The sequence below is a fragment of the Microbacterium sp. HSID17254 genome, assembly GCF_003989315.1.
Classification (GTDB): domain Bacteria; phylum Actinomycetota; class Actinomycetes; order Actinomycetales; family Microbacteriaceae; genus Microbacterium.
The window spans coordinates 27695-53298 of record NZ_RBLT01000005.1 but is presented as its reverse complement, the minus strand read 5'-3'; the positions used below and the strand labels follow the sequence as shown (position 1 = coordinate 53298).

The following is a 25604-nucleotide window of genomic DNA, read 5'->3' as shown; positions in this document are numbered from 1 at the left end:
GGTCCCGGACGTCACCGGTCGTCCAGCGCCGCTCCGCTCCGGTCGACGAGTCCCCAGGCGGCGGCCGCCGCGACGAGGAAGCAGGCCGCGAACACGACGAACAGCAGAGGAGCGCCGCCGGCGACGAGGAGGACAGGAACGGCGAGGGGCGCCACGATGGAGGCGATGCGTCCGACCCCCGCGGCCCAGCCCGCCCCGGTGCCGCGCAGCGAGGTCGGGTAGATCTCGGGCGTCACCGCGTACAGCGCGCCCCACGCGCCGAGGGTGAAGAACGACAGGGCCATTCCGGCGCCGATGATCATCGGCACGGTCGTGGCGGTGCCGAAGACGACGGCCGACGCGGTCGCCCCCAGCAGGAAGACCGACAGCGTGATGCGGCGTCCCCACACCTCGATGAGCCAGGCCGCCACGGCGTAGCCCGGGAGCTGCGCGAGCGTGATGATGAGGGTGAAGCCGAACGAACGGACGAGGTCGAATCCGGCATCCACGAGAATGCTGGGGATCCAGATGAAGGCCCCGTAGTAGGCGAAGTTCACGGCCAGCCACACGAGCCAGAGGCACGCCGTCCGCACGCGGAACTCCGCGTTCCAAAGGGTCGCGAGCCGTGCCCGTGCCGTCTTCGCGATGGCCCGCGACGCCGGTTCCTTCCGGAGGGGCGGGGTGTACTCGACTCCCGCATCGGCCTCGAAGGCCGCCACGATGCGATCCGCTTCCGCGATGCGTCCGCGGGACGCCAGCCAGCGCGGCGACTCGGGCAGACCCCACCGCACGACGAGGGCGTAGACCGCGGGGATCGCGCCGAGCGCGAAGGCCCATCGCCAGCCCGCCTCGGAGGCGGGGATCACGAAGTATCCGATCAGGGCCGATGCTGTCCAGCCGACGGCCCAGAACGCTTCCAGGATGACGATCAGCCGTCCGCGGATGCGCGCGGGAGCGAATTCGCTCACATAGGTCGAGGCGACCGGCAGCTCCGCGCCGAGGCCGAGGCCGACGAAGAAACGCAGCACGAGCAGGGCCGCCACTCCCCCGACCAGCGCACTCGCTCCGGTGGCCACACCGTAGATGAGCAGAGTGAGGGCGAACACCTGCCGGCGGCCGAAGCGGTCAGCGAGAAGACCGCCGAGGGTCGCGCCGACCGCCATGCCGACGAAACCGAGCGAGGCGATCCAGCCGGCCTCCCCCTTCGTCAGATCCCACTGCTGCGAGAGCGCCGCGATGATGAAGGAGATGAGTCCGACGTCCATCGCGTCGAGCGCCCAGCCGACGCCGGAGCCCGTGAGCAGGCGCAGGTGCCGGCGGGTGAACGGGAGGACGTCGAGGCGCTCGGCGAGCGAGGTGCGGCTCGGCAGGGCGGTATCGGCCATGATTCTCATCGTAGGGCCGGCCGTCCCGCCGAGCCGCGAGATGACGCCCGCTCAGTCGCGGTCGGCGAGGAGCTTCCGCACCCGAGGGATCACCTCGGTGCCGTACAGCTCGATGCTGCGCATCATCGACTCGTGCGAGAGGGTTCCCGTCGCGTACTTGAGGTCGAAGCGGCCCAGCCCGAGGGTCGTGATCGTGTCGGCGATCTTCGCGGCGACACGCTCCGGTGAGCCGGCATAGAACGAGCCCTCGGGACCGATGTCGTTCTGGAAACGCGCGCGGCTGTAGGGCGGCCAGCCGCGCTCGCGACCGATGGTGTTGTTCATCGCCTCGAAGCCCGGGTAGGCCTCGTCCCATGCCTCCGCGTCGGTGGGCGCGATGTGTCCCGGCGAGTGCACGGCCACCGGGTGCGCCGTCGTCCCGAAGGAGGCGACCGAGCGGTGGTACAGGTCGACGAACGGCTTGAATCGCCCGGCCGGGCCGCCGATGATCGCCAGCATGAGGCCGAGACCGTGACGCGCGACACGCACGACGGACTCGGGGCTGCCGCCGACGCCGACCCACGTGCGCAGACCCTTCTCGGTCTTCGGGAAGACGTCCGCGTTGTCGAGCGACGGCCGCAGCGACCCGGACCACGTCACGGGCTCCTCCTTGAGGAGCTCGACGAACAGCTCCAGCTTCTCCTCGAAGAGCCGGTCGTAGTCGCGCAGGTCGTAGCCGAACAGCGGGAAGGACTCGATGAACGAACCGCGCCCGAGCACGACCTCCGCCCGCCCTCCGGACAGGGCGTCGAGGGTCGAGAAGCGCTCGAACACGCGCACCGGGTCGTCCGAGGACAGCACGGTCACGGCGGTGCCCAGCCGGATCCGTTCGGTGCGGGCGGCGATCGCCGCGAGCACCATCTCCGGAGACGAGACCGCGAACTCGCGCCGATGGTGCTCCCCCACGCCGAAGAAGTCCACGCCGACCGTATCAGCCAGCTCCGCCTGGGCGACGACGTTCCGGATGGTCTGCGCGCCACTGAGCAGCTCGCCGTCCTGATCCCGGGTGATGTCGCCGAACGTGTCCAGCCCGAACTCGATGTCCATGTCACACCTTCCTATTCAGGTGAATGGAACACGCGGCGGGAGGCCGGCATTCCCGTCACCGAGGCAGCAGCGCACTCCGCAGCGTGTCCAGCCCGACACCGCCCAGATCGAGGGCGCGCTTGTGGAAGCCCTTGAAGCTGAACGCGTCGCCCTCCGCCTGCTGGACGGCGTCGCGGACCTGCTCCCAGATGCGCTGACCGACCTTGTACGACGGTGCCTGACCCGGCCAGCCGAGGTACCGGTTGACCTCGAACTGCACGAACTGGTCCGACATGTTGACGTTGCGACGGAGGAAGTCGAGCGCGTAGTCGGCATCCCAGACGCCGTCACCGTCGAGACGGGGCTTGCCGAGGTGCACGCCGATGTCGAGGACCACGCGCGCCGCCCGCATCCGCTGCCCGTCCAGCATGCCGAGGCGATCCGCCGGGTCGTCCAGGTAACCGAGCTGCTCCATCAGTCGCTCCGCATACAGCGCCCAGCCCTCCGCGTGACCGGAGGTGCCGGCGAGCAGCCGTCGCCACGAGTTGAGCTCGGCGCGGTTGTACACGGCCTGGGCGATCTGCAGGTGATGCCCCGGCACACCCTCGTGGTACACGGTGGTGAGCTCGCGCCACGTGTCGAACTCGGTGACGCCCTCGGGGACCGACCACCACATGCGGCCGGGGCGCGAGAAGTCGTCGGTGGGGCCGGTGTAGTAGATCCCGCCCTCCTGCGTCGGCGCGATCATGCACTCCAGGGTGCGGATGGCCTCCGGGATGTCGAAGTGCGAGGCGCCGAGCTCGGCGACCGCGCGGTCGCTGGTCTCCTGCATCCACCGCTGGAGCGCCTCGGTGCCGACGAGCTTGCGGGCGGGATCCGATTCCAGATGCGCGACGGCCTCCTCCACGGAGGCGCCGGGGAGGATCTCGTTCGCGATCGCCGTCTGCTCGGCCACCATGCGGGCGAGCTCTTCGCGACCCCACTCGTAGGTTTCGTCGAGGTCGATGGTGGCGCCGAGGAATCGACGGGAGTTGAGGGCGTAGAGGTCGCGCCCCACGGCGTCCGTCTCACCGGCCTCGGGCGCGAGCTCCTCGGCAAGGAAGCGCCGCAGCTCCCCGTACGCGACCCGCGCAGCCGCGGAGTTGTCCGCCAGGGTGCGGGCGAGCGAGGCGGGAAGCTGGCCTTCCTCGGGATCGGCGTGCGCGACGAACGCCGCGAAGAAGCCGTCGTCGGCGATGTAGCGGTCGATCTGCGTCGCGACCTCCGCGACCTGGCGTCGTGCAGGCGTCACGCCCTCGGCGATGCCCAGGCGCAGCGTCTCGACGTATCCGCGCAGCGCCGCGGGAACCGCGGAGAGCCGGGTGGAGATGACCTCCCAGTCCTCGACCGTCGCGGTGGGCATCAGGTCGAAGGCGGAGCGGACGTCCTGCGCGGCGGAGGCGATGACGTTCAGATCGCGCAGGTGCCACTTCGCCTCGTGCAGCTCGAGGTCGAGGCGCAGCTCCGCACTGAGGTCGGTCTTGGTCACCTCGTCGATCGCATCGACGGGCTCCAGCGCGGACAGCGTGTCGAGCGTGGCCCGCGTCGCCGCGGCGATCTCCTCATGGCCTTCCGGGCTCAGATCGCCGAACCGGTCGTTGACCTCGGACCGGCCGATGTAGGTGCCGAGAGTCGGCGCCAGGACGGCGATCCTGTCGACCCATTCATCGGCGACCCTGTCGATGGCGGAGGGGGTGCGGGGTGCTGAAGTCATACCTTCCAGCCTAATCCCCGCCCCCGTCCGCCACCGGGATCAGTGCGCGGCTTCGTTCCAGTCCCGACCGCGGCCCACCTGCACGTCGAGCGGCACGGAGAGCTGCGCGGCATCCCCCATCCGCGTGCGGACGATCTGCTCCACCGCATCCCATTCCCCTGCCGCGACCTCGACGACGAGTTCGTCGTGGATCTGCAGCAGCACCCGCGACTCCAGCTTCGCGGCGTGGAGGTCGTCGTGGATGTGGAACAGCGCGATCTTCATGATGTCGGCCGCGCTGCCCTGGATCGGGGCGTTGAGCGCCGCCCGCTCGGCGTTCTCCCGCAGCACGCGGTTGGGGCTCGCGAGATCGGGGAACGGCCGCCGACGCCCGAAGATCGTCTCGGTGTAGCCGACCTCCTTGGCCTTCATCACCGAGGCCCGCAGGTAGTCGCGGACCGCGCCGAACCGTGCGAAGTACTCGACCATGAGCTGCTTGGCCTCGGACTGCTCGATGCGCAGCTGCTTCGAGAGCCCGAATGCGGAGAGGCCGTAGACGAGGCCGTACGACATCGCCTTCACCTTAGTGCGCATCGCCGGCGTGACCTCGGACGGATCGACGCCGAACACCCGGGCGCCGACGAAGCGGTGGAGGTCTTCACCGCTGTTGAACGCCTCGATCAGCCCCTCGTCGCCCGAGAGGTGCGCCATGATCCGCATCTCGATCTGCGAGTAGTCGGCGGTGAGCAGGGTCTCGTACCCCTCGCCGACCTCGAAGGCGCTGCGGATGCGCCGCGACTCCTCGGTGCGGACCGGGATGTTCTGCAGGTTCGGATCGGTGCTGGACAGGCGCCCGGTCTGGCTCCCCGTCTGCACGTACGTCGTGTGGACCCGGTGGTCCTCGCGGATCGCGGTATCGAGGGACTCGATGATCTGCCGCAGCTTCGTCGCCTCACGGTGCTGCAGCAGCAGGCTGAGGAACGGGTGCGGGTGGGATTCCTGCAGGTCGGCGAGCACCGCTGCATCGGTCGAGTACCCGGTCTTCGTCTTGCGCGTCTTCGGGAGCTGCAGGTCTTCGAACAGCACCTCCTGGAGCTGCTTCGGCGACCCGAGGTTGAACTCGCGACCGACGACCGAGAAGGCTTCCTGGGCCAGGGCGTCCGCCCGCGTCGCGAGTTCGGCCGAGAACGTCGACAGCACCTCGTGCGACACGGCGACGCCGGCGAGCTCCATGTCGGCGAGCGTGCGGAGCGTCGGCAGCTCGATGTCGCGGAGCACGGCGTCGACCGGCTCCGGCAGATCGTTCCGCAGCGCCTCGGCCACCCGGAGGATGAACCATGCCTCCTGCGAGGGGGTGGCGCCCTCGGTCTCCGGCACGAGCTGCGACGGATCGGCCTCGGGGAGCTTCTCCCCCAGGTAGCGCTGCACGAGGTCGGACAGCGTCTTGTCGGGGAAGCTGGGGCGCAGCAGCCAGCCCGCAAGGCTCGTGTCGTAGGCGAGCCCGCCCAGGCGGATGCCCTGACGGAGCAACGCCTTCACCTGCGGCTTGGCGTCGTGCAGCACCTTCGGCGCCTCGGACTCCAGCCACGGGCGCAGCGCCGCGGCCGCCTCCTCCGACCAGTCGAGCTCGCGCAGCTCGCTCCCGGTGGCGACGCCGACGCGCACAGGTGCGCCGGACTGCACCACGACCCGGAGAGCGACGTCTCCGTCCTGTGCTGCGGCCCAGACGGCCAGATCGGGGGCGGACACCTGTACCGGCGTGGGCATCTCGACGACGGAGGCCGGGTCGTCGGCGACCTCGCCCGCTCCGACGGCCTCGAAGACCCGGGGCAGCAGCGTGCGGAACTCCAGCCGGGCGAAGATGTCGCGGACGGCCTCGGCGTCGATCGGGGCGACGGCGAGGTCGGCCGGTGCGACCGGCAGCTCCACGTCGGTCAGCAGGCGGTTGAGCTTGCGGTTGCGGCGGACGTCGTCGATGTGGTCGCGGAGGTTGCCGCCGACCACGCCCTTGATCTCACCGGCACGCTCGAGCAGCTCGTCGAGGGAGCCGAACTGCGTGAGCCACTTGACGGCCGTCTTCTCCCCCACCTTCGGCACGCCGGGGAGGTTGTCGCTGGTCTCACCCACAAGGGCGGCGATGTCGGGGTACTGCTCAGGACGGACGCCGTAGCGCTCCTGCACGGTCGCCGGGTCGTAGCGCTTGAGCTGCGAGACCCCCTGGACGGACGGATACAGCAGCGTGACGTCGTCGGTGACGAGCTGGATGGTGTCACGGTCTCCCGAGACCACGAGCACGTCGTAGCCCTGGGCCGCCCCCTGCGTGGAGAGGGTGGCGAGGATGTCGTCGGCCTCGATGCCCTCCTGCGTCAGCACCGGGATCGACATCGCCGCGAGGCAGTCCTGCAGCAGCGGGATCTGGCCCTTGAACTCCTGCGGCGTCTCGGACCGGGTGGCCTTGTACTCCGGATACTCGTCGGTGCGGAACGAGTGGCGGGAGGTGTCGAACGCGATCGCGAGATGCGTGGGCTGCTCGGCCTTGATCAGGTTGACCAGCATGGACAGGAAGCCGTAGATGGCGTTCGTGTGCTGGTTGTCCTTGGTGGTGAAGTTGTCGACCGGGAGGGCGAAGAAGGCCCGGTAGGCGAGCGAGTGGCCGTCGACGACCATGAGGGTAGGCTTTGCGGAGTCCGTCACCCTGTCAGCCTAACGAGGAGCACGGACACCCGCAGAGGAGGATGCATGAGCGAGGTCGCCACCAGCGAGGGACTCGAGTGGGCGGCCGCCCGCGGCATGGGAGCGCTGGCCGAGAAGATGGGCATGGAGTTCGTCGAGTTCGGCATCGACCGCTGTGTGGCCACGATGCCGGTGGAGGGCAACACCCAGCCGGTCGGTCTCATGCACGGCGGTGCCTACGTCGTGCTCGGCGAATCGCTCGGCTCCATGGCGGCCAACCTGCACGCGGGCGCCGGCCGCCTCGCTGTCGGCGTCGACATCAACGCCACGCACACCCGGTCGGCCACCTCGGGCGTGGTCACCGGAGTCTGCACGCCTGTGCACCTGGGGCGCAGCATCACGGTGCACGAGATCGTCGTGACCGACGATCAGGGCCGGCGCTGCTCGACGATCCGCATCACCAACATGATCAAGGACGCTCCCGCCGCGGGCTGAGCGGCTCCTCCAGCAGGAGCTGGAACAGGATGTGGTCCTGCCACTCCCCCGCGATCCGCAGGTACTTCGGGGCGATGCCGATGCGCTCGAAGCCGGTGGCGGCGAGGACCCGCTGCGAGGCGACGTTGTGGAGCAGCGTCGACGCCTGGAGGCGGTGCAGTCGCAGCTCGTCCCGCGCGTGCTCCGCCACGAGGGCGACCGCGCGCCCGGCGAGCCCGCGGCGCAGCCGGGTGGAATCGATCCAGTACCCGAGATCGGCGCTCCAGAACGCACCGCGCACGATGGTGTTCAGGTTGACCCGGCCGCGGATCTCGCCGTCGTCCGAGAGGATCACGAACCGGGAGCTCCGGCCGAGGGCGGCCTCCGCGACGCACTGCTGCGCGTTCTGCTCCTGCCAGTCCTCGGTGAAGAACGCCTCGGAGCGCTCCGGCTCCCACGGGGCGAGGTGCTCTCTGTTCGCGAGATACGCGTGCGCGAGCGCCGCACCGTCGCCGGCGCGGACCGGCCGCAGAACGTGCTCTGCGTCCAGCCGGAGCACCGGAGTGCCTTACTTCTTGGGAGCGAGCTGCTCGATGATCGCCTTGGCGACGTCCTGCATCGTCAGGCGGCGATCCATCGACGCCTTCTGGATCCAGCGGAACGCCTCGGGCTCGCTCAGGCCCATCTTCTCGTTGAGGAGGCCCTTCGCGCGGTCGACGAGCTTGCGGGTCTCGAAGCGCTCGACCATGTCGGCGACCTCGGCCTCGAGGGTGATGATCTGCTCGTGGCGGGCCAGGGCGATCTCGATCGCGGGGAGGAGATCGTTCGGGGTGAAGGGCTTCACGACGTAGGCCAGGGCTCCGGCCTCGCTCGCGCGCTCCACGAGCTCCTTCTGACTGAACGCGGTCAGCAGCACGACCGGGGCGATGTTGCCCTTGTGGAGCTTCTCGGCAGCGCTGATGCCGTCGAGCTGGGGCATCTTCACGTCCATGATGACGAGGTCGGGACGCAGCTCGGTGGCGAGGGCCACCGCCGTCTCGCCGTCGCCGGCCTCGCCGACGACATCGAAGCCGTTGTCGCGGAGGATCTCGACGATGTCGAGACGGATCAGCGACTCGTCTTCGGCGACGACGACGCGTCGGGGTGCGGATGCCGTGGGCTGCTCAGCCTGTTCTTGCTCGGTCACCCCTCCATCCTAACGGAGAGGTCCCCACCGCCGGCTGAAGACGGCGGGCGCGCGGGGAACCGTCCGTCGTCTGCGCTACAGTCGAAGTCGCGAGACACGGGCCGGCGTGGCGGAATGGCAGACGCGGAGCACTCAAAATGCTTTGTCCGAGAGGGCGTGTGGGTTCGAGTCCCACCGCCGGCACCAGCATCGCGGACCGCTCGCCCCGTCACTCGGCGAGTGCGGCGAGTTCGGCCATCACGCGGGGGTGGGCGAGGATGCGGAAGTGTCCGCCCGTCTCCAGGACGACGTTCTTGGCCCCGGCGAGCTCGCTCCCCTCGGGGATGTGCGGATCGAACGCGGCGTAGATCGAGACGATGCGCGCGTTCACGTCGAGCTCCCGCCCCAGCGCGACGATCGAGGGGTCGTCGGGCGCGAAGGCCCGCAGCACCCGTCCGGGCAGGAGCCGCGCGTAGCGGGAGCCTCCGAACGGCGTCGCGATGGCGAGCATGCCGCGGATCCGCGCCCCCTCCGGGCCGGTCATCACCAGCTTCCCGGCGAGACCGCCCTTGCTGTGGGCGACGAGGAACACGCCGGAGAGGTCGTGGGTTCGCAGGTAATCGGCCACCTGATCGGCCTCATCCTGCACCGGGAACTGGTTGCGGCGCAGCGCATCCACGACATGGACCGGGTGCCCCCGCTCGTGCAGCGCGACGATGAGCGGCTCCAGGAAGCGCCAGGTCTCGTAGACACCGGCGAGCACCACGAGCGGGGCGCGGTCTCCGGTGGTGAAGTCGTCCGCCTGGTCACGGCCGAAGAACGAGCGGACCTGCCAGAACCCCGCGTAGGCGTAGTCCGCGGCCCACCAGCCCAGGATCCTCAGGACGCTGATCGTGCCCTCCCCCGTCGGATGGCTGCGGCCGGCACCTCCGTCGGCCATGCTCCCGTCGTGTGGGCCAGGATCGCGGAAGCCACCGCCCGGGGCGCGGACTGCTGCGCGACATGATGGTGACCGGGGATCTCCACCAATCGCGAGACGGCCGCCGCGTCGCGCAGGCGCCGGCACCACGCGCGTCCTGCGATCGGATCGTCACTCCCCCGGACGACGAGCACCGGCATGGTGAGAGCCGCGACCCTCTCCTCCAGGGGATACGCGAGCATGTGCCGGAGCTGGCGGAGATACCACCGCACGCCGCAGCGCAAGTAGTCGGTGAAGACGACCGTGTTGATCGCCGGGGTCTCGCCGACGGTGTCGACGGCCAGGGCCCGGGCCTGCGCGGCGAGAGTCCGGTGGGCGTCGTCCGTGACGGGACCGATCGTCACGACGGTCCGGACGTACTCGGGATGCCGCAGCGCCGTCTCCACGGCCCACTGCACGCCCATCGAGTGCCCGACGAGCACGACGCGATCGTCGTCGAGGCTCGCCACCACCTGAGCCAGGCCCGCCGCCATCTGGGGGATGGAGACGTCGAACCGGGGCTTGGGCAGGCCGCCGAAGCCCGGGAGATCGACGGAGACCACCCTGGTGGTGTCGGCGAGCACGGCGTGCAGCCGCGACAGGTACCGATGCGACATCCCGATCCCGTGCACGAGGACCACGGTCGGGGCGGTGCTGCCGGCGGGCCGCGGACTCTCCAGGATGCGGAACGTCAGCCCGGAGGTGACGAGGAGACGACGGAGGACCATGGCAGCACGCTAACCGAGGCCGCCGTCACGGCCGAGAGGCTTGACGCACCGGCCCGGAGATGACAGGGAGGGGCGAGGCCGAAGCCCCGCCCCTCCCGGAACGCCCTGCGTCAGACGCCGGCCTTGTAGATCGGCGCGGCGCCGCGGAGCGCATCGCCGACCTTGTGCACGCGCAGGTCGTTCGTGGAACCGATGATCCCGGGAGGGGACCCGGAGATGACGACGACCTTGTCCCCCTCGACGGCGAGGCCGTTCCCGAGGAGGTACTCGTCGACCTGGTGGTACATGAGGTCGGTGTGCTGCACCATGTCGACGAGGGTGGAGCGGAGACCCCAGGTCAGCGCCATACGACGACGGATGCCGGGCTCCGGCGTGAAGGCCAGCATCGGGATGCGGGAGCGCAGACGGGACAGGCGGCGCGCCGAGTCGCCCGACTGCGTGAACACGCACAGGAACTTGGCGTCCACGAACTCCGCGACCTCGAGGGCCGCGAGCGTGATGGCACCACCCTGCGTGCGGGGCTTCGTCGTGAGCGGCAGGATGCGCTCCAGACCGTGCTCCTCCGTCGACTCGATGATCCGGGCCATCGTCTCGACGACGACGACCGGGTAGTCGCCCACGCTGGTCTCGCCGGAGAGCATGACCGCGTCGGCACCGTCGAGGACGGCGTTGGCGACATCGGAGGTCTCGGCACGGGTCGGCACCGGGCTGTTGATCATCGACTCGAGCATCTGCGTCGCCACGATCACGGGCTTCGCGTTGCGACGGGCCAGCTCGACGGCGCGCTTCTGCACGATCGGGACGGCTTCGAGGGGCAGCTCCACGCCGAGGTCGCCACGGGCGACCATGATGCCGTCGAACGCGTCGACGATCTCTTCGAGCGCGTCGACGGCCTGCGGCTTCTCGATCTTGGCGATGACCGGGACGCGGACGCCCTCCTCCGCCATGATCTCGTGCACGCGGGTCACGTCCGAGGCGTTGCGCACGAACGACAGCGCGATGAGGTCGGCACCGGTCCGGAGGCCCCAGCGGAGGTCCTCCTCGTCCTTCTCGCTGAGCGCGGGGACGTTGACGGCGACGCCGGGCAGGTTGATGCCCTTGTTGTTCGAGACGGCGCCGGCGACGACGACACGCGTGGTGACGGTCACGCCGTCGGTCTCGACGACCTCGACGCGCACCTTGCCGTCGTCGATCAGCAGGAAGTCGCCGGGCTTGACGTCCTGAGGAAGGCCCTTGAACGTCGTGCCGCAGATCTCCTTGTTGCCGATGATGTCCTCGGTGGTGATCTTGAAGATGTCGCCCTTGGCGAGCTCGTAGGGTCCGTCCTCGAAGCGGCCCAGACGGATCTTCGGACCCTGGAGGTCCACGAGGATGGCGACGGCACGACCGGAGTCCTCCGCCGCACGGCGCACGTTCGCGTAGTTGTTCTCGTGCACGGAGTAGTCACCGTGGCTGAGGTTCAGTCGGGCGACGTCCACACCGGCATCGATCAGTGCGCGCACCGTCTCATACGTGGAAGTGGCGGGGCCCAGGGTGGCGACGATTTTCGCGCGTCTCAACATGTCTCCAGGGTAGAAGTGGGGGATTACAAACAGGCGACACTGCCGGCCTCAGCCTACGCGGGCTGGAGGCCGATCGCGACATCGCTCGGGCGCACCGGCTCCGGCAGCACGGTGGTGCCCATGAGGAAGCGGTCGACGTTCGCCGCCGCCGCCCGGCCCTCCGCGATCGCCCAGACGATGAGCGACTGCCCGCGTCCCGCGTCCCCGGCGACGAACACGCCGGGGATCGACGACTCGTAGCTCGCGGCGCGACGGAAGGCGCCGCGCTCGGTCACCTCCGGCCGGGTGTCCTCGGTGTAGCCGTCCTGCTCCGGCCCGGTGAAGCCCATCGCGATGAGCACGAGGTCGGCCGGGATCTCCCGCTCCGTGCCGCTCTTGGGCACGCGGCGGCCGTCGATGTACTCGGTCTCGGCCACGCGGAGCGCGCGGACCTCGCCCACGTCGTTCGACAGGAACTCCACGGTCGAGGCGAGGAAGACCCGCTCCCCGCCCTCCTCGTGAGCCGAGGCCACCTCGAAGATCGTCGGCATCATCGGCCACGGCTGGTGATCCGGCCGCGTCTCGCTCGGCTGCTTGCCGATGGCGAGGTTGGTGACGCTGAGCGCGCCCTGGCGGTGCGCGGTGCCGATGCAGTCGGCGCCCGTGTCGCCGCCGCCGATGACGATGACGTGCTTGCCCTCGGCGGTGATCTGGTCCGGGACGGTGTCGCCGGCGACCGCGTGGTTCGACTCGACGAGGTACTCCATCGCGAAGTGGACGCCGTCGAGGTCGCGACCGGGGATCGGCAGGTCGCGCGGGACCGTGGCGCCGGTGGCGATCACGACCGCGTCGTACCGCGCGCGCAGGTCGGCCCAGGAGATGTCCTTGCCGATCTCGACGCCGGCGCGGAACCGCGTGCCCTCCTCCTGCATCTGGCGCAGGCGAGCCTCGAGCTGGCTCTTCTCCATCTTGAAGTCCGGGATGCCGTAGCGCAGCAGGCCGCCGATGCGGTCGTCCCGCTCGAAGACGGCGACGGTGTGGCCGGCGCGGGTGAGCTGCTGGGCGGCGGCGAGACCGGCGGGGCCCGAGCCCACGACGGCCACGGTCTTGCCCGTCAGACGCTCCGGCGGCTCCGGCTCGACCCAGCCCTTGGCGAAGGCCTCGTCGATGATGGAGACCTCGATCTGCTTGATGGTCACGGCCGGCTGGTTGATGCCGAGGACACACGAGCTCTCGCACGGGGCCGGGCAGAGCCGTCCGGTGAACTCCGGGAAGTTGTTCGTCGCGTGCAGCCGCTCGATCGCCGCGCGGCCCTCCCCGCGCCAGGTGAGGTCGTTCCACTCCGGGATGAGGTTGCCCAGGGGGCAGCCGGAGTGGCAGAAGGGCACGCCGCAGTCCATGCAGCGACTGGCCTGGCGACGGAGCACCGCCTTGTCGCCGGGCTCGTACACCTCTTTCCAGTCCATGATGCGCACGGGCACCGGACGGCGAGCGGGAAGTTCCCGCTCGGTCACCTTCAGAAAGCCTTTGGGGTCAGCCACCGGTCACCTCCAGGATGCGGTTCCAGACGATGTCGCCGTCGGGGTCGATCCCCTCGGCCAGTGCCTCCTCGCGCATGCTGCGCACGGCGGCGAAGTCGCGCGGGAGCACCTTCACGAACTCCGCCGCGCTGGCGTCGAAGTCCTCCAGCAGGGCGGTGGCGCGCGGGGACGCCGTGCGCTCCACATGCTCCACGAGCAGCCCGCGCAGCACTTCGAGGTCGGCGCGGTCCAGCGGCTCGAGCCGCAGCTCGCCGCTGCCGAGCGACTGCGCGTTGACCTTCGCGGTGTCCAGAGCGTGCACGTAGGCCACTCCCCCGGACATGCCGGCGCCGAAGTTGCGGCCGGTCGATCCGAGGATCACCGCGAGGCCGCCGGTCATGTACTCGAGAGCGTGGTCGCCCACGCCCTCGACCACCGCGGTCGCACCGGAGTTGCGGACGAGGAAGCGCTCGCCCACCACACCGGAGATGAACATGGTGCCGGACGTGGCGCCGTACCCGATCACGTTGCCCGCGATGACGTTCTCGTGCGGGGCGATCGCGGAGCCGCGGGGCGGCCGGATCGTGATGTCCCCACCGGAGAGTCCCTTGCCGACGTAGTCGTTCGCGTCGCCCTCCAGCCGGAGGATGATGCCCGGCGGAAGGAACGCCCCGAGCGACTGTCCCGCCGTGCCGGTGAGGGTGACGTCGATGGTCTCCTTCGGCAGACCGGTGGCGCCGTGACGCGAGGTCACCTGGTGTCCGAGCATCGTGCCCACCGCGCGCTCGGTATTGGCGATCGGGAGCTCCACCACGACGGGGTCGCCGTTCAGCAGCGCTCCCTTCGCGATGTCGATGAGCTGCACGTCGAAGTGCTTGTCGAGTTCGTGGTCCTGGGCGCGGCCGCTGCGACGCGGCTCGCCCGCGGGGAACGCCGGTCCCTCCAGCACCGGGCTGAGGTCGAGTCCCTCGGCCTTCCAGTGCGCGATCGCCGCGTTGGTCTCCAGGAGCTCGGTGCGACCGACGATCTCGTCGATCGAGCGGTAGCCGAGCTCGGCGAGCAGCTCGCGCACCTCCTCGGCGATGAACTCCATGAAGTTCACGACGAACTCGGGCTTGCCGGTGAACCGGTCGCGCAGGACGGGGTTCTGCGTCGCGACGCCCACCGGACAGGTGTCGAGGTGGCAGACGCGCATCATGATGCAGCCGCTGACCACGAGGGGCGCGGTGGCGAAGCCGAACTCCTCGGCACCGAGCAGGGCGCCGATGATGACGTCCCGTCCGGTCTTGAGCTGCCCGTCGACCTGCACGACGACGCGGTCGCGCATGCCGTTGAGCATGAGCGTCTGCTGCGTCTCCGCGAGGCCGAGCTCCCACGGCGTTCCCGCGTGCTTCAGCGAGTTCAGCGGGCTCGCGCCCGTACCGCCGTCGTGACCGGACACGAGAATGACATCGCTGAGCGCCTTGGCGACACCGGCCGAGACCGCGCCGATGCCGGACTGGCTGACGAGCTTCGTGTGGATGCGCGCCTCGGGGTTCGCCCGCTTCAGGTCGAAGATGAGCTGCTTGAGGTCTTCGATCGAGTAGATGTCGTGATGCGGCGGCGGCGAGATGAGGCCGACCCCCGCGGTGGCGTGCCGGGTGCGCGCGACCCAGGGGTACACCTTGGTCGGCGGGAGCTGACCGCCCTCACCGGGCTTCGCGCCCTGGGCGAGCTTGATCTGGATGTCGTCCGCCTCGGTGAGGTAGAGGCTCGTGACGCCGAATCGACCCGAGGCCACCTGCTTGATCGCACTGCGCCGCTCGGGGTCGACGAGACGGTCGGGGTCTTCCCCGCCCTCCCCCGTGTTCGACTTGCCGCCGATCCGGTTCATCGCGATCGCGAGCGTCTCGTGCGCCTCCTTGGAGATGGAGCCGTAGCTCATCGCCCCCGTGGAGAAGCGCTTGACGATCGCCGAGACGGGCTCGACCTCGTCCAGCGGCACGGGCTTGCGCGTGCCGGTCCGCAGCGAGAACAGGCCGCGCAGCGTCTTCAGCTCGGCCGCCTGGTCGTCGACGAGCTTCGTGTATTCGCGGAAGATGTCGTAACGGCGGGTCCGCGTGGAGTGCTGGAGCTTGAACACCGTCTCCGGGTTGAAGAGATGCGGAGAGCCGTCGCGGCGCCACTGATACTCGCCACCGGTCCACAGCCGCTCATGGGCACGGACCGCGGCGTCCTCCGGGTAGGCGTAGTCGTGGCGGGCCTGGTTCTCGGCGAAGATCTCCTCGATCCCGATGCCGCCCAGCTTCGACTCGGTACGCGTGAAGTAGGCGTCGATGAACTCCTGGCTGAGGCCGACCGCCTCGAACACCTGCGCGCCCGCATAGGACGACACCGTGGAGATGCCCATCTTCGACATGATCTTCAGCACGCCCTTGCCGAGCGCGTAGATGAGGTTCTTCACGGCCTTCTCCGGGGAGATGCCCGTGATGTAGCCGGTCCGCACGAGGTGCTCGACCGTCTCCATGGCGAGGTAGGGGTTGATCGCCGAAGCGCCGTAGCCGATGAGCGTCGCGACGTGGTGCACCTCGCGCACGTCGCCGGCTTCGACGATCAGACCGACCTTCATCCGGTTCTCGCGCCGGATGAGGTGGTGGTGGATCGCCGACACCATGAGCAGCGACGGGATCGGGACGAGATCCTTGTTCGAGTCGCGGTCGGACAGGATGATGAACTCCGCGCCGTCCTCGATCGCCTGATCGACCTCGGCGCACATCTCGGTGAGGCGCTCGGCGAGGGTGTGGGGTCCTGCGTCGAAGTGGTAGAGGCCGCGGATCGTGGCGCTCGAACGCCCGGGCAGGGCCTTGTCGATGTGCCGGATCTTCGCGAGCTCGTCGTTGTCGATGACCGGGAAGTCGAGCGACACCGTGCGGGTGTGCTCCGGACCCCAGGTCAGCAGATTGACCTCAGGGCCCAGACCGAGCTTGAGACTCGTGACAACCTCTTCGCGGATCGAGTCGAGCGGCGGGTTGGTCACCTGCGCGAACTGCTGCGTGAAGTAGTCGAAGAGCAGCCGCGGGCGCTTGCTGAGCACGGCGATCGGGGTGTCCGATCCCATGGCGCCCAGCGGCTCGACACCCGTCTGGCCCATCGGGGTGAGGAGGATGCGGACCTCCTCCTCCGTGTACCCGAAGGTGCGCTGCCGCCGGGTGATCGAGGCCGGCGGGTGCACGATGTGCTCGCGCTCGGGGAGGTCGGCCAGGCGGACGGAACCGGCGTCGAGCCACTCCTGCCACGGGTGCATCGTCGCGAGATCGTGCTTGATCTCCTCATCCTCGACGATCCGGCGCTGGGCTGTGTCGACGAGGAACATCTTGCCGGGCTGCAGCCGGCCGCGGCGCTTGATGCGCTCCGGCTCGAAGTGCAGGACGCCGGTCTCGGAGCCGATGACGACGAGCCCGTCGGTGGTCTCCGTCCAGCGTCCGGGGCGCAGGCCGTTGCGGTCCAGGGTCGCGCCGACGAGCGTGCCGTCGGTGAAGATGAGGGCGGCCGGGCCGTCCCACGGCTCCATCTGGTTGGAGTGGTACTCGTAGAACGCGCGCAGCTCCGTCGAGATGTCGGCCTGCTTCTCGTAGGCCTCCGGCACCATCATCATGATCGCGTGCGGCAGGCTGCGGCCGGTGAGGGTGAGCAGCTCCAGCACCTCGTCGAACGAGGCGGAGTCGCTGGCGCCGTCGGTGCAGATGGGCAGCAGGGGCGAGATGTCGCCGAGGAGCTCGGACTCGAGCTGCGACTGGCGGGCGCGCATCCAGTTGCGGTTGCCGCCGACGGTGTTGATCTCGCCGTTGTGGGCCAGCATCCGCAGCGGCTGCGCGAGCGGCCACGAGGGGAACGTGTTCGTCGAGTACCGCGAGTGCACGACGGCGAGCTCGGAGGCGAAGCGCTCGTCCTGGAGATCCGGGTAGAACGGCTCGAGCTGGAGGGTGGTGACCATGCCCTTGTAGCCGAGCGTGCGGCTGGACAGGGAGACGAAGTAGGCGCCGAGCTCGTGGCCCGCGCGCTTGCGGAGGCGATAGGCGACGCGGTCGAGCGCGATGCCGGTCAGCGGCGCATCGGCGAGAGTGGCGCCGCCGGCGCTCACGAAGAGCTGCTCGAAGGCGGGACGGGCCTCGTCGGCGAGCTTGCCGAGGTTCTCGTTGGCCGTGGGGACCTCGCGCCAGCCGAGGACGCGGAGCCCCTCCGCGCGGGCGATCTTCTCGATCCCTGCCTTCTGCTGGCGGCGCTCGCTCGAATCGCGAGGCAGGAAGGCCAGCCCGGCCGCGTACTCCCCCACGGGCGGCAGTTCGAAGCCGGTGACCGCGCGGAGGAATTCGTCCGGCATCTGGGTGAGGATGCCGGCTCCGTCCCCGGTGCCCGCGTCGGACCCGATGGCCCCGCGGTGCTCCAGGTTGCGCAGGGCCTCGAGGGCCAGCGCGATGATGTCGTGCCCGGCTTCGCCGCGCAGCGTTGCGACCATGGCCAGGCCGCAGGCGTCCTTCTCGAACGCCGGGTTGTACATGCCCTGCTTCGGGGGGTATGCGCCGGAGGCGCCGTAAGGGGGCTGGAAGTACACCAGTTACCGTCCTCAGATCTTCAGTGAAACCCGGGGACGTCGTCGGCCCGCTCGTTCAGTGCAATGGTTCTCCCGCCGCGAGTCGGCGTTATCGGGAGCCGTCCCCGCTCGAGGGAGCAGCGCTTGTGGCAGTGGCTCCGGCGGCGACTTCTTCGGCCGGAGGCTCGCTCACGTCCACGAAATCAGAGGGATTGTCCTGCGATTGTACATCAGCGTCCACGTCCTTCCGTCCGCGGCCCGGCTGGTACGGCGAGGGCTCGAGACCGGGGTGACGGCGCGTCTGCACCACGAGGATGACGAGGCCGAGGACGACGCCGATGATGGCGGCCCAGACGTTGCTGCGCAGGCCGAGGATGATCTCGCTCGGGTCGATGCGGATCGACTCCCACAGGATGCGTCCGGCGCTGTACCAGATGAGGTAGATCGCGAAGAGGCGCCCCCACTGGAAGAACAGCTTGCGTCCGAGCCACAGCAGCACGAGGACGCCGAGGCCGTTCCAGATGACCTCGTACAGGAAGGTCGGGTGGAAGAGGGTGCCCTCGGGGAGACCGGGAGGGAAGGCCGAGTTCGTGGACTCGATCTCCAGGCCCCACGGGAGCGAAGTCGGCAGGCCGAAGAGCTCGTGGTTGAACCAGTTGCCGAAACGTCCCATCGCCTGCGCGAGAAGCAGCCCTGGCGCGAGCGCGTCCGCGAACGTCCAGAAGCGGATGCCGGTCCACCGGCAGCCGAGGTAGGCGCCGACGGCGCCGCCGATGAGGGCGCCGAAGATCGCGATGCCACCCTCCCAGATCGCCCAGACCGAGCCCGGCTCGAAGGGGTTCCAGGTGTTCTTGCCCTCGCCGAAGTAGAAGTTCGGGTGGGTGAGGACGTGGAAGATGCGCGCGCCGATGATCGCGAGCGGCACCGCGAGGATCGCGATGTCGATGACCACCCACGGCTCCGCGCCCCGCTTGGTGAGGCGGTGATTGGTCATCAGGACGGCGACGATGATGCCGGCGATGATGCAGAGCGCGTAGAAGTGGATCCGGAGCGGACCGAGGTCGACGTACGACACGGGCGGGCTCGGGATGCTGGCGAGCACGCCGGCGGCGGTGCTGTGGAGCGCGGAGGACATGAGTGCGATCCTACTTCTCTGAGGCGAAGCGCGCCGACGCGGTGCCGGCGGCCAGGGTTCGGGTGACTTCGGCGAGAGCGGGCACACCGCCATCGCGGAGGGCGCGGACGAGGGCGGTGCCCACGATGGCGCCGTCGGCGTACTCGGAGACGCCGGCGATCTGCTCCGGGGTCGAGATGCCGATGCCCACGCAGGCGCGACGGGCACCGTGGTCGCGGAGCCGCGACACGAGGGTGCGTGCCGCACGGTCGAGCTCGGCCCGCTCCCCCGTGATGCCCATGGTCGAGACGGTGTAGACGAAGCCCGTCGAGGACCGCACGACGAGGTCGAGGCGCTCGTCCGACGAGGTCGGAGCTGCGAGGAAGACCCGGTCGAGACCGAGCCGCTCGCTGGCCGCGATCCACTCGCCGGCGGCCTCCGGGGTGATGTCCGGGGTGATGAGACCCGCGCCGCTCGCGGCGAGCAGGTCCTCGGCATACCGGTCCACCCCGTACTGCAGCACGGGATTCCAGTAGGTCATCACGAGGACGGGGACGTCGGTCGCGGCGGTGATCGCGCGGATGGCGGTGAAGAGGTCCTTCATTCGGAAGCCCGCGGCGAGGGCCTTGGTCGTCGCCTCCTGGATGATGGCGCCGTCCATGACGGGATCGCTGTAGGGCGGCCCGAGCTCGATGATGTCCACGCCGTTCTCGGCGAGGGCGATCGCGGCCTGGATGCTCGTCTCCAGGTCGGGGAAGCCGACGGGCAGGTAGCCGACGAAGGCGCTGCGGCCGGCGTCGTGCGCGCGCTGAATGGCCTGTTCGACGCGGCTCACAGCTGCGGCTCTCCCTTCGAGGCCGCGTCCTCGGCGGCGCTCTCCTCGGACACGTCGTGCGCGAGGGCGTCCTCGTCGTAGAGCTCGAAGTAGCGGGCGGCGGTGTCCATGTCCTTATCCCCGCGGCCGGAGAGGCAGATGGCGATCAGGCCGTCGGGACCGAGCTCGCGGCCGATCCGCAGTGCGCCGGCGAGGGCATGAGCCGACTCGATCGCGGGGATGATGCCCTCGGTCCGGCTCAGCAGCCGCAGCGCCTGCATCGCCTCGTCGTCCGTCGCCGGGATGTACTCGGCGCGGCCGATGTCGGCCAGCCAGGAGTGCTCGGGGCCCACGCCCGGGTAGTCGAGACCGGCGGAGATCGAGTGCGATTCGACGGTCTGGCCGTCTTCGTCCTGCAGCACGTACGTCTTCGCGCCGTGCAGCACGCCGGGGCGGCCGCGCTCGATCGAGGCGGCGTGCTTGTCGGTGTCGACGCCGTCGCCGGCCGCCTCCACGCCGTACAGGCGCACGCCCTCGTCGTCCAGGAACGCGTCGAACATGCCGATCGCGTTGGATCCGCCGCCGACGCAGGCGACGACCGCGTCAGGAAGCCGGCCGACCTCGTCGAGGATCTGGGCGCGAGCCTCTTCGCCGATGATCTTCTGGAAGTCGCGGACCATCGCCGGGAACGGGTGCGGGCCGGCGGCGGTGCCGAAGATGTAGTTGGTGGTCTCGACCGAGGCCACCCAGTCGCGGTAGGCGTCGTTGATCGCGTCCTTCAGCGTGCGCGAGCCCGAGGTGACCGCGACGACCTCGGCGCCCAGCAGACGCATGCGGGCGACGTTCAGCGCCTGGCGCTCGGTGTCGACCTCGCCCATGTAGATGGTGCAGTCGAGGCCGAACAGCGCGGCGGCGGTCGCCGTGGCGACGCCGTGCTGACCCGCTCCGGTCTCGGCGATGACCCGGGTCTTGCCGAGGCGCTTGGTGAGCAGAGCCTGGCCCAGCACGTTGTTGATCTTGTGCGAACCGGTGTGGTTGAGGTCCTCGCGCTTGAGGAAGACCCGCGCGCCGCCCGCGTGCTCAGCGAACCGGGGCACCTCGGTGAGCGCGGACGGACGCCCGGCGTAGGAGGACAGCAGATGGGCGAGCTCGGCACGGAACTCCGGGTCGGCGATGGCCTCCTCGTAGGCGACCGTCAGCTCGTCGATCGCGGCGACCAGGGACTCCGGCATGTACCGTCCGCCGAACTCGCCGAAGAACGGACCGTGCTGGTCGCGCAGACTCACTTCGCCTCCAGGAAGCTCTCGAGAGTGGCGACCGGGTCTCCGGTCACCAGGGCCTCGCCGATCAGCACGACGTCGGCACCGGCCGAACGGTAGTGCGCGACATCGGCGGGGGTGAGCACCGCGGACTCCGCGATCTTGATCGCCGAGTCGGGGATGCGGTCCACGAGCCGGCCGAACAGATCGCGGTCGAGCTCGAGGGTCTTGAGGTTGCGGGCGTTCACGCCGATGAGAGCGGCGCCGAGGTCGATCGCGGCCTCCAGCTCCTCCGCCGAGTGGGTCTCGACGAGCGGCGTCATGCCGAGCTCGAGGATGAACCCGTACAGGTCGCGGAGGACGTCCGGCTCCAGGCCCGCCACGATCAGGAGGACGAGGTCGGCACCGGCGGCACGCGCCTCGAGCACCTGGTACCGGGTGGCGATGAAGTCCTTCCGGAGCACGGGCAGCGAGACCCGGGCAGTGACCGCCTCCAGATCGGCGAGACTGCCGCCGAAGCGGCGCTCCTCGGTGAGGACGCTGATCGCGGAGGCGCCACCGGTCTCGTAGAGCGCGGCCTGGTGCGCGGGATCCGGGATCTCCGCGAGGGCACCGCGGGATGGACTCGCCCGCTTCACCTCGGCGATGATCTTCACCCGGTCGGCGGGAGCGAGGTACGACAGCGCGTCCTTCGCCGCGGGGCGCGCGAGGGCGTCACGCTCGACGACCGCGAGCGGACGGGACTGGGAGCGACGCTCGGCGTCTGCGACAGCGCCGGCCGTCAGGTCGGCGAGGACCACTAGTGCGCCTTCGGAGCGTACTTGGGACCCTTCACGCCGTATCCCGCCTTCGCGAGCACCCAGCCGACGATCGCCCCGATCGGGATCAGTGCGGCGGCGATCCACACCAGGGTCGGCTGCTCGAAGCAGAACGCGACGGTCGCGGCAGCGAAGCCGACGAGCATGATCACGACGGCGGTCCAGGCCGCAGGCGAGTGTCCGTGGCCGGGGTCAGCGATCGGGTTGGTCATGTTCTCCTCCGGGGACGACGTGGGGATCTGGGTTCAGTCTATCGGGGTCAGCGCGTCGGGTCGGACCCGCGGGACAGCTCGTCCCAGGAATCGACCGCGTCGACGGGACCGTCGTGCGGCGCGTCGCTCGGCGCGTCGGTGCGATAGCGACGGCCGCCGGCCTTCCAGCGCCGCCAGGTGGTCAGCACGACGACGGCGGCGACGAGCAGGATCGCCCAGCCGACGAGGGCGAGGAACGGCCAGGCCGACGGCACGATGCTCGCCGCGACCTCGTGGACGGCTCCGCTCCCGGCGAGTCCCGTCGTCTCGGTGACGGTCGCAGCGACAGCGCCGTACGCGTCGCCGAGGAGGAGCTGCAGCGTGGACCAGCCCAGGAACAGCGCGGCCGCGGCGGCCAGCACCCCGAAGACGACGCGCACGACCCGGCCGGCGATCGAGAGGGCGGCACCGAGCGCCAGGACCGCGAGGCTCAGCGGGGCGAGGAGCACGAGGGCGGAGGCTCCGGGGACGAGGATGTCCTCCCCCGCGTCCGCGCGCTGCACCGTGAACCAGGTCTGCGTGGAGGAAACGATCCCGATGGCGCCGGCCAGCAGGAACCCCGTCACGGAGAGGGAGCGTCCGCGCTGCGCGATGCTCACGAGGCGGCCACCCCGTCGAGGGCGCCCAGGTCCGTCGTGTCGAAGCACGTCCGCGTGCCGGTGTGGCACGCGGGGCCGGTCTGGTCGACGAGGAGCAGGAGCGCATCCCCGTCGCAGTCGAGCCTGGCCTCCCGCACGACCTGGATGTGGCCGGACGTGTCGCCCTTGCGCCAGTACTCCTGCCGCGAGCGGGACCAGTAGGTCGCACGACCGGAGGTGAGCGTGCGGCGCAGCGCCTCGGCATCCACCCACGCGAGCATGAGCACCTCACGCGAATCCCACTGCTGCACGATGACCGGGGCGAGCCCGTCGGCGTTGAAGGCGACCTGCGCGATGCGGTCGTCGACGGAGACCTCGTCCTGCTTCGGCGTGTCGGTCATCGGACGAGCACTCCTTCCGCGCGCAGCGCATCCTTCACGTCGCCGACGGTCAGGGCTCCGGTGTGGAACACGCTGGCCGCGAGCACGGCGTCGGCGCCCGCCTTGATGGCCGGAGCAAAGTCGGTCGCCCGTCCCGCACCGCCGGAGGCGATCACGGGGATCGGCGCGACTTCGCGCATGAGTCGGACGAGCTCGAGATCGAAGCCGTCGCGAGTGCCGTCGGCGTCGATCGAGTTCACGAGCAGCTCCCCCGCCCCGCGCTCCGCGGCCTCGCGCGCCCAGTCGAGCGCGTCCAGCGTGGTCTGCGTGCGACCGCCGTGCGTGGTGACGACGAAGCCGGAGCGCGTCGTGTCGGCGCGCTTGACGTCGAGCGAGAGCACGAGCACCTGGGCACCGAAGCGATCCGCGATCTCGCCGATGAGCTCGGGACGGGCGATCGCCGCGGAGTTCACGCCGACCTTGTCCGCACCGACGGCGAGGAGTCGCGCGACGTCGTCGACGCTGCGCACCCCGCCGCCCACCGTCAGCGGCACGAAGACCTGCTCCGCGGTGCGCTGCACGACGTCGTAGGTCGTGGCCCGCGCGTCCACCGTCGCGGTGACGTCCAGGAACGTGATCTCGTCGGCACCCTGGGCGGCGTAGTGGCGGGCGAGCTCCACCGGATCGCCCATGTCGCGGAGGTTCTCGAAGTTGACGCCCTTGACGACGCGACCGTCGGCGACGTCGAGGCACGGGATGACGCGACTCGCGAGGGCCATCAGAGCCTCGCCGCGTGGATCGCCGTGACGAGGATGGCCCGGGCGCCCAGGGCGTACAGGTCGTCCATCACCTGGTTGACCCGGCGACGCGGGATCATGACGCGCACGGCCACCCAGGCCGGGTCGCGGAGCGGCGAGATGGTCGCGGACTCGCGACCCGGGGCGATGGCCACGGCCTGATCGACGAGCTCGGTGGGGAGGTCGTAGTCGAGGAGCACGTAGCGCCGCGCGACCATGACGCCGCGGAGTCGGCGCAGCAGCGTCTCCACGCCGTCGGCCTCACCGGGACGGCTGATCAGCACGGCCTCGGACTCCAGGATCACGGGGCCGAAGATCTCCAACCCCGCCTGGCGCAGGGTGGTGCCGGTGGACACCACGTCGGCGACCGCGTCGGCGACACCGAGGCGCACGGCGGACTCCACGGCACCGTCGAGCTGCACGAGCTCGGCGTTCACCCCCTGGTCGCGGAGGAAGGAGCCGACCAGACCCGGATAGGCGGAGGCCACGCGGACGCCGTCGAGATCCTGGACGGAGGTGAAGCGTCCGGGAGGACCCGCGAAGCGGAACGTGGACGCCCCGAAGCCGAGCTGCTCGATCTCGCGCGCCGGCTGCTGCACGTCGAGGAGGAGATCACGACCGGTGATGCCGACGTCGAGGGCGCCGGAGGCCACGTAAGTGGCGATGTCGCGCGGGCGGAGGAAGAAGAACTCGACGTCGTTCTCGGCGTCGATGACATGCAGGGTCTTGGGGTCGCGGCGGCCGGCGTAGCCCGCCTCCGCGAGCATCTCGGCGGCGGTCTCGGAGAGCGAGCCCTTGTTGGGAACGGCGATGCGCAGCATGAACGGCTTTCAGTTCGAAGGAGTGGGACCGGAGCGCATCACAGATGTCGGTAGACGTCCTGCAGGGTGAGGCCCTTCGCGAGCATCATCACCTGCAGGTGGTAGAGGAGCTGGGAGATCTCCTCGGCGGCAGCGGCATCCGACTCGTACTCCGCCGCCATCCAGACCTCGGCGGCCTCTTCGACGATCTTCTTGCCGATCGCATGCACGCCGCCGTCGAGCTCCGCCACGGTGCCCGATCCCTCGGGTCGGGTCTCGGCCTTGACGCTGAGCTCGGCGAACAGCTCGTCGAAAGTCTTCACCCCTCCAGGCTACCGGCTCGCGCGAGGTCCCTGAGCCGGGTGACGGCCGCCTCCACGTCGTCGGCCCCGTAGACCGCGGATCCGGCGACGAAGGTGTCGGCTCCCGCTTCGGCCGCCTGGGCGATCGTCGCGTCGGAGATGCCCCCGTCGACCTGGAGCCAGACGGACGAGCCGCGGCGCCGCGCCTCCGCGGACAGCGCCTGCAGCTTCGGCATGGTCTCGGGCAGAAAGCCCTGTCCGCCGAACCCCGGCTCGACGGTCATCACGAGGATCTGGTCGAACTCGTCCAGCAGGTCGAAGAGTCCCTCGACAGGAGTCGCGGGCTTGACCGCGACCCCGGCACGGGCGCCGATGTCGCGCAGCCGCCGCGCGAGAGCCACCGGCTCCCCCGCCGCCTCCAGGTGGAAGGTCACGCTCGTGGCGCCGAGCTCGGCGTAGCCCGGGGCCCAGCGATCCGGATCCGTGATCATGAGATGCACGTCCAGCGGGACCGGGCTGGTCTCCTGGATGCGCTGGACCATCTGCGGGCCGAACGTGAGGTTCGGGACGAAGTGGTTGTCCATGACGTCGACGTGCGCGAAGTCGGCGGTCGCGATGCGGGCGAGCTCCGCCTGCATGTTGACGAAGTCAGCGGCGAGGATGCTGGGGTTGATGCGCGGGGCGCGGGGCAGGTCCATGGT

The 25604-nt window shown here is 70.0% G+C and carries 23 protein-coding genes and 1 tRNA gene; 2 read left to right on the top strand and 22 right to left on the bottom strand.

What is annotated here, in order from left to right:
• Positions 1–11: 11 nt before the first annotated feature.
• The 4 genes from D8M34_RS03635 to polA are packed head-to-tail and all read right to left on the bottom strand — an operon-like array spanning position 12 to position 6855.
• On the bottom strand, positions 12–1364 hold the full coding sequence (locus D8M34_RS03635) for an MFS transporter (RefSeq protein WP_126893183.1): 1353 nt from the start codon (positions 1362–1364) through the stop codon (positions 12–14).
• A 51-nt stretch (positions 1365–1415) separates the two neighbouring features.
• A complete protein-coding gene (locus tag D8M34_RS03630) occupies positions 1416–2450 on the bottom strand; it encodes an LLM class flavin-dependent oxidoreductase (protein ID WP_126893182.1) in 1035 nt (344 codons plus the stop codon).
• A 55-nt stretch (positions 2451–2505) separates the two neighbouring features.
• Positions 2506–4182 carry a DUF885 domain-containing protein gene (locus D8M34_RS03625; protein WP_126893181.1) on the bottom strand — a complete coding sequence of 559 codons (1677 nt, stop codon included), beginning with the start codon at positions 4180–4182 and terminating at the stop codon, positions 2506–2508.
• A 39-nt stretch (positions 4183–4221) separates the two neighbouring features.
• The gene (gene polA, locus D8M34_RS03620) at positions 4222–6855 is read right to left on the bottom strand and encodes a DNA polymerase I (RefSeq protein WP_174235369.1); all 2634 of its coding nucleotides are present in this window, start codon (positions 6853–6855) and stop codon (positions 4222–4224) included.
• 45 nt (positions 6856–6900) lie between these two features.
• Here polA and D8M34_RS03615 point away from each other — a divergent pair, with 45 nt between their 5' ends.
• Positions 6901–7329: a hotdog fold thioesterase gene (locus D8M34_RS03615; protein ID WP_062634544.1), complete on the top strand. Its 429-nt coding sequence runs from the start codon at positions 6901–6903 to the stop codon at positions 7327–7329.
• On the opposite strand, the gene D8M34_RS03610 is transcribed toward D8M34_RS03615, so the two are convergent.
• On the bottom strand, positions 7304–7867 hold the full coding sequence (locus D8M34_RS03610; RefSeq protein WP_126893180.1) for a GNAT family N-acetyltransferase: 564 nt from the start codon (positions 7865–7867) through the stop codon (positions 7304–7306). The two genes, D8M34_RS03615 and D8M34_RS03610, sit on opposite strands and share 26 nt — an antisense overlap.
• A gap of 9 nt (positions 7868–7876) precedes the next feature.
• Positions 7877–8494: an ANTAR domain-containing response regulator gene (locus D8M34_RS03605; protein ID WP_025103469.1), complete on the bottom strand. Its 618-nt coding sequence runs from the start codon at positions 8492–8494 to the stop codon at positions 7877–7879.
• 100 nt (positions 8495–8594) lie between these two features.
• Between D8M34_RS03605 and D8M34_RS03600 the strand changes: the two genes are divergently transcribed.
• Positions 8595–8680 (top strand) — tRNA-Leu (locus D8M34_RS03600).
• 22 nt (positions 8681–8702) lie between these two features.
• On the opposite strand, the gene D8M34_RS03595 is transcribed toward D8M34_RS03600, so the two are convergent.
• The 16 genes from D8M34_RS03595 to rpe all read right to left on the bottom strand — a co-directional run bounded on the left by D8M34_RS03595 (position 8703) and on the right by rpe (position 25601).
• Positions 8703–9413: an esterase/lipase family protein gene (locus tag D8M34_RS03595; protein WP_126893179.1), complete on the bottom strand. Its 711-nt coding sequence runs from the start codon at positions 9411–9413 to the stop codon at positions 8703–8705.
• Complete coding sequence (locus D8M34_RS03590) at positions 9353–10159, bottom strand: alpha/beta fold hydrolase (protein ID WP_126893178.1); 807 nt, start codon at positions 10157–10159, stop codon at positions 9353–9355. Before D8M34_RS03590 ends, D8M34_RS03595 begins: the two co-directional genes overlap by 61 nt.
• A 110-nt stretch (positions 10160–10269) precedes the next feature.
• A complete protein-coding gene (gene pyk, locus D8M34_RS03585) occupies positions 10270–11718 on the bottom strand; it encodes a pyruvate kinase (protein ID WP_025103472.1) in 1449 nt (482 codons plus the stop codon).
• A gap of 56 nt (positions 11719–11774) precedes the next feature.
• Positions 11775–13241, bottom strand: coding sequence for a glutamate synthase subunit beta (locus tag D8M34_RS03580; RefSeq protein ID WP_025103473.1), 1467 nt, complete (start codon positions 13239–13241; stop codon positions 11775–11777).
• Positions 13234–17757 (bottom strand): glutamate synthase large subunit, encoded by a 4524-nt coding sequence (gene gltB / locus D8M34_RS03575; RefSeq protein WP_126893256.1) that lies wholly within the window; start codon positions 17755–17757, stop codon positions 13234–13236. The genes D8M34_RS03580 and gltB overlap by 8 nt, the downstream gene beginning before the upstream one ends.
• Positions 17758–17899: 142 nt before the next feature.
• Positions 17900–18925: a prolipoprotein diacylglyceryl transferase gene (gene lgt / locus D8M34_RS03570; RefSeq protein WP_025103475.1), complete on the bottom strand. Its 1026-nt coding sequence runs from the start codon at positions 18923–18925 to the stop codon at positions 17900–17902.
• A 10-nt stretch (positions 18926–18935) separates the two neighbouring features.
• Complete coding sequence (gene trpA, locus D8M34_RS03565) at positions 18936–19739, bottom strand: tryptophan synthase subunit alpha (protein WP_126893177.1); 804 nt, start codon at positions 19737–19739, stop codon at positions 18936–18938.
• A complete protein-coding gene (gene trpB, locus D8M34_RS03560) occupies positions 19736–21004 on the bottom strand; it encodes a tryptophan synthase subunit beta (RefSeq protein ID WP_025103477.1) in 1269 nt (422 codons plus the stop codon). Before trpB ends, trpA begins: the two co-directional genes overlap by 4 nt.
• A complete protein-coding gene (gene trpC / locus D8M34_RS03555) occupies positions 21001–21777 on the bottom strand; it encodes an indole-3-glycerol phosphate synthase TrpC (protein ID WP_025103478.1) in 777 nt (258 codons plus the stop codon). Before trpC ends, trpB begins: the two co-directional genes overlap by 4 nt.
• A complete protein-coding gene (locus tag D8M34_RS03550) occupies positions 21777–22007 on the bottom strand; it encodes an HGxxPAAW family protein (RefSeq protein ID WP_025103479.1) in 231 nt (76 codons plus the stop codon). Before D8M34_RS03550 ends, trpC begins: the two co-directional genes overlap by 1 nt.
• A 47-nt stretch (positions 22008–22054) precedes the next feature.
• Positions 22055–22645, bottom strand: a complete 591-nt coding sequence (locus tag D8M34_RS03545; protein WP_126893176.1) for a Trp biosynthesis-associated membrane protein — start codon at positions 22643–22645, stop codon at positions 22055–22057.
• Positions 22642–23025, bottom strand: coding sequence for a phosphoribosyl-AMP cyclohydrolase (gene hisI, locus D8M34_RS03540; protein WP_025103481.1), 384 nt, complete (start codon positions 23023–23025; stop codon positions 22642–22644). The genes D8M34_RS03545 and hisI overlap by 4 nt, the downstream gene beginning before the upstream one ends.
• The gene (gene hisF / locus D8M34_RS03535) at positions 23022–23783 is read right to left on the bottom strand and encodes an imidazole glycerol phosphate synthase subunit HisF (RefSeq protein WP_025103482.1); all 762 of its coding nucleotides are present in this window, start codon (positions 23781–23783) and stop codon (positions 23022–23024) included. The genes hisI and hisF overlap by 4 nt, the downstream gene beginning before the upstream one ends.
• The gene (gene hisG, locus D8M34_RS03530; protein ID WP_025103483.1) at positions 23783–24622 is read right to left on the bottom strand and encodes an ATP phosphoribosyltransferase; all 840 of its coding nucleotides are present in this window, start codon (positions 24620–24622) and stop codon (positions 23783–23785) included. Before hisG ends, hisF begins: the two co-directional genes overlap by 1 nt.
• Positions 24623–24660: 38 nt before the next feature.
• Positions 24661–24924 carry a phosphoribosyl-ATP diphosphatase gene (locus D8M34_RS03525; RefSeq protein WP_025103484.1) on the bottom strand — a complete coding sequence of 88 codons (264 nt, stop codon included), beginning with the start codon at positions 24922–24924 and terminating at the stop codon, positions 24661–24663.
• Positions 24921–25601 carry a ribulose-phosphate 3-epimerase gene (gene rpe / locus D8M34_RS03520; protein ID WP_126893175.1) on the bottom strand — a complete coding sequence of 227 codons (681 nt, stop codon included), beginning with the start codon at positions 25599–25601 and terminating at the stop codon, positions 24921–24923. The genes D8M34_RS03525 and rpe overlap by 4 nt, the downstream gene beginning before the upstream one ends.
• Between the last annotated feature and the right edge of the window lie 3 nt (positions 25602–25604).

Coding starts and splice junctions, on each gene's coding strand:
- hisI (WP_025103481.1), bottom strand. CDS start 23,025: ATGACCGACACGCCGAAGCAGGACGAGGTCTCCGTCGACGACCGCATC.
- D8M34_RS03630 (WP_126893182.1), bottom strand. CDS start 2,450: ATGGACATCGAGTTCGGGCTGGACACGTTCGGCGACATCACCCGGGAT.
- gltB (WP_126893256.1), bottom strand. CDS start 17,757: ATGTACAACCCGGCGTTCGAGAAGGACGCCTGCGGCCTGGCCATGGTC.
- D8M34_RS03635 (WP_126893183.1), bottom strand. CDS start 1,364: ATGGCCGATACCGCCCTGCCGAGCCGCACCTCGCTCGCCGAGCGCCTC.
- D8M34_RS03625 (WP_126893181.1), bottom strand. CDS start 4,182: ATGACTTCAGCACCCCGCACCCCCTCCGCCATCGACAGGGTCGCCGAT.
- rpe (WP_126893175.1), bottom strand. CDS start 25,601: ATGGACCTGCCCCGCGCCCCGCGCATCAACCCCAGCATCCTCGCCGCT.
- hisG (WP_025103483.1), bottom strand. CDS start 24,622: ATGCTGCGCATCGCCGTTCCCAACAAGGGCTCGCTCTCCGAGACCGCC.
- lgt (WP_025103475.1), bottom strand. CDS start 18,925: ATGTCCTCCGCGCTCCACAGCACCGCCGCCGGCGTGCTCGCCAGCATC.
- D8M34_RS03590 (WP_126893178.1), bottom strand. CDS start 10,159: ATGGTCCTCCGTCGTCTCCTCGTCACCTCCGGGCTGACGTTCCGCATC.
- D8M34_RS03595 (WP_126893179.1), bottom strand. CDS start 9,413: ATGGCCGACGGAGGTGCCGGCCGCAGCCATCCGACGGGGGAGGGCACG.
- hisF (WP_025103482.1), bottom strand. CDS start 23,783: ATGGCCCTCGCGAGTCGCGTCATCCCGTGCCTCGACGTCGCCGACGGT.
- D8M34_RS03550 (WP_025103479.1), bottom strand. CDS start 22,007: ATGACCAACCCGATCGCTGACCCCGGCCACGGACACTCGCCTGCGGCC.
- D8M34_RS03615 (WP_062634544.1), top strand. CDS start 6,901: ATGAGCGAGGTCGCCACCAGCGAGGGACTCGAGTGGGCGGCCGCCCGC.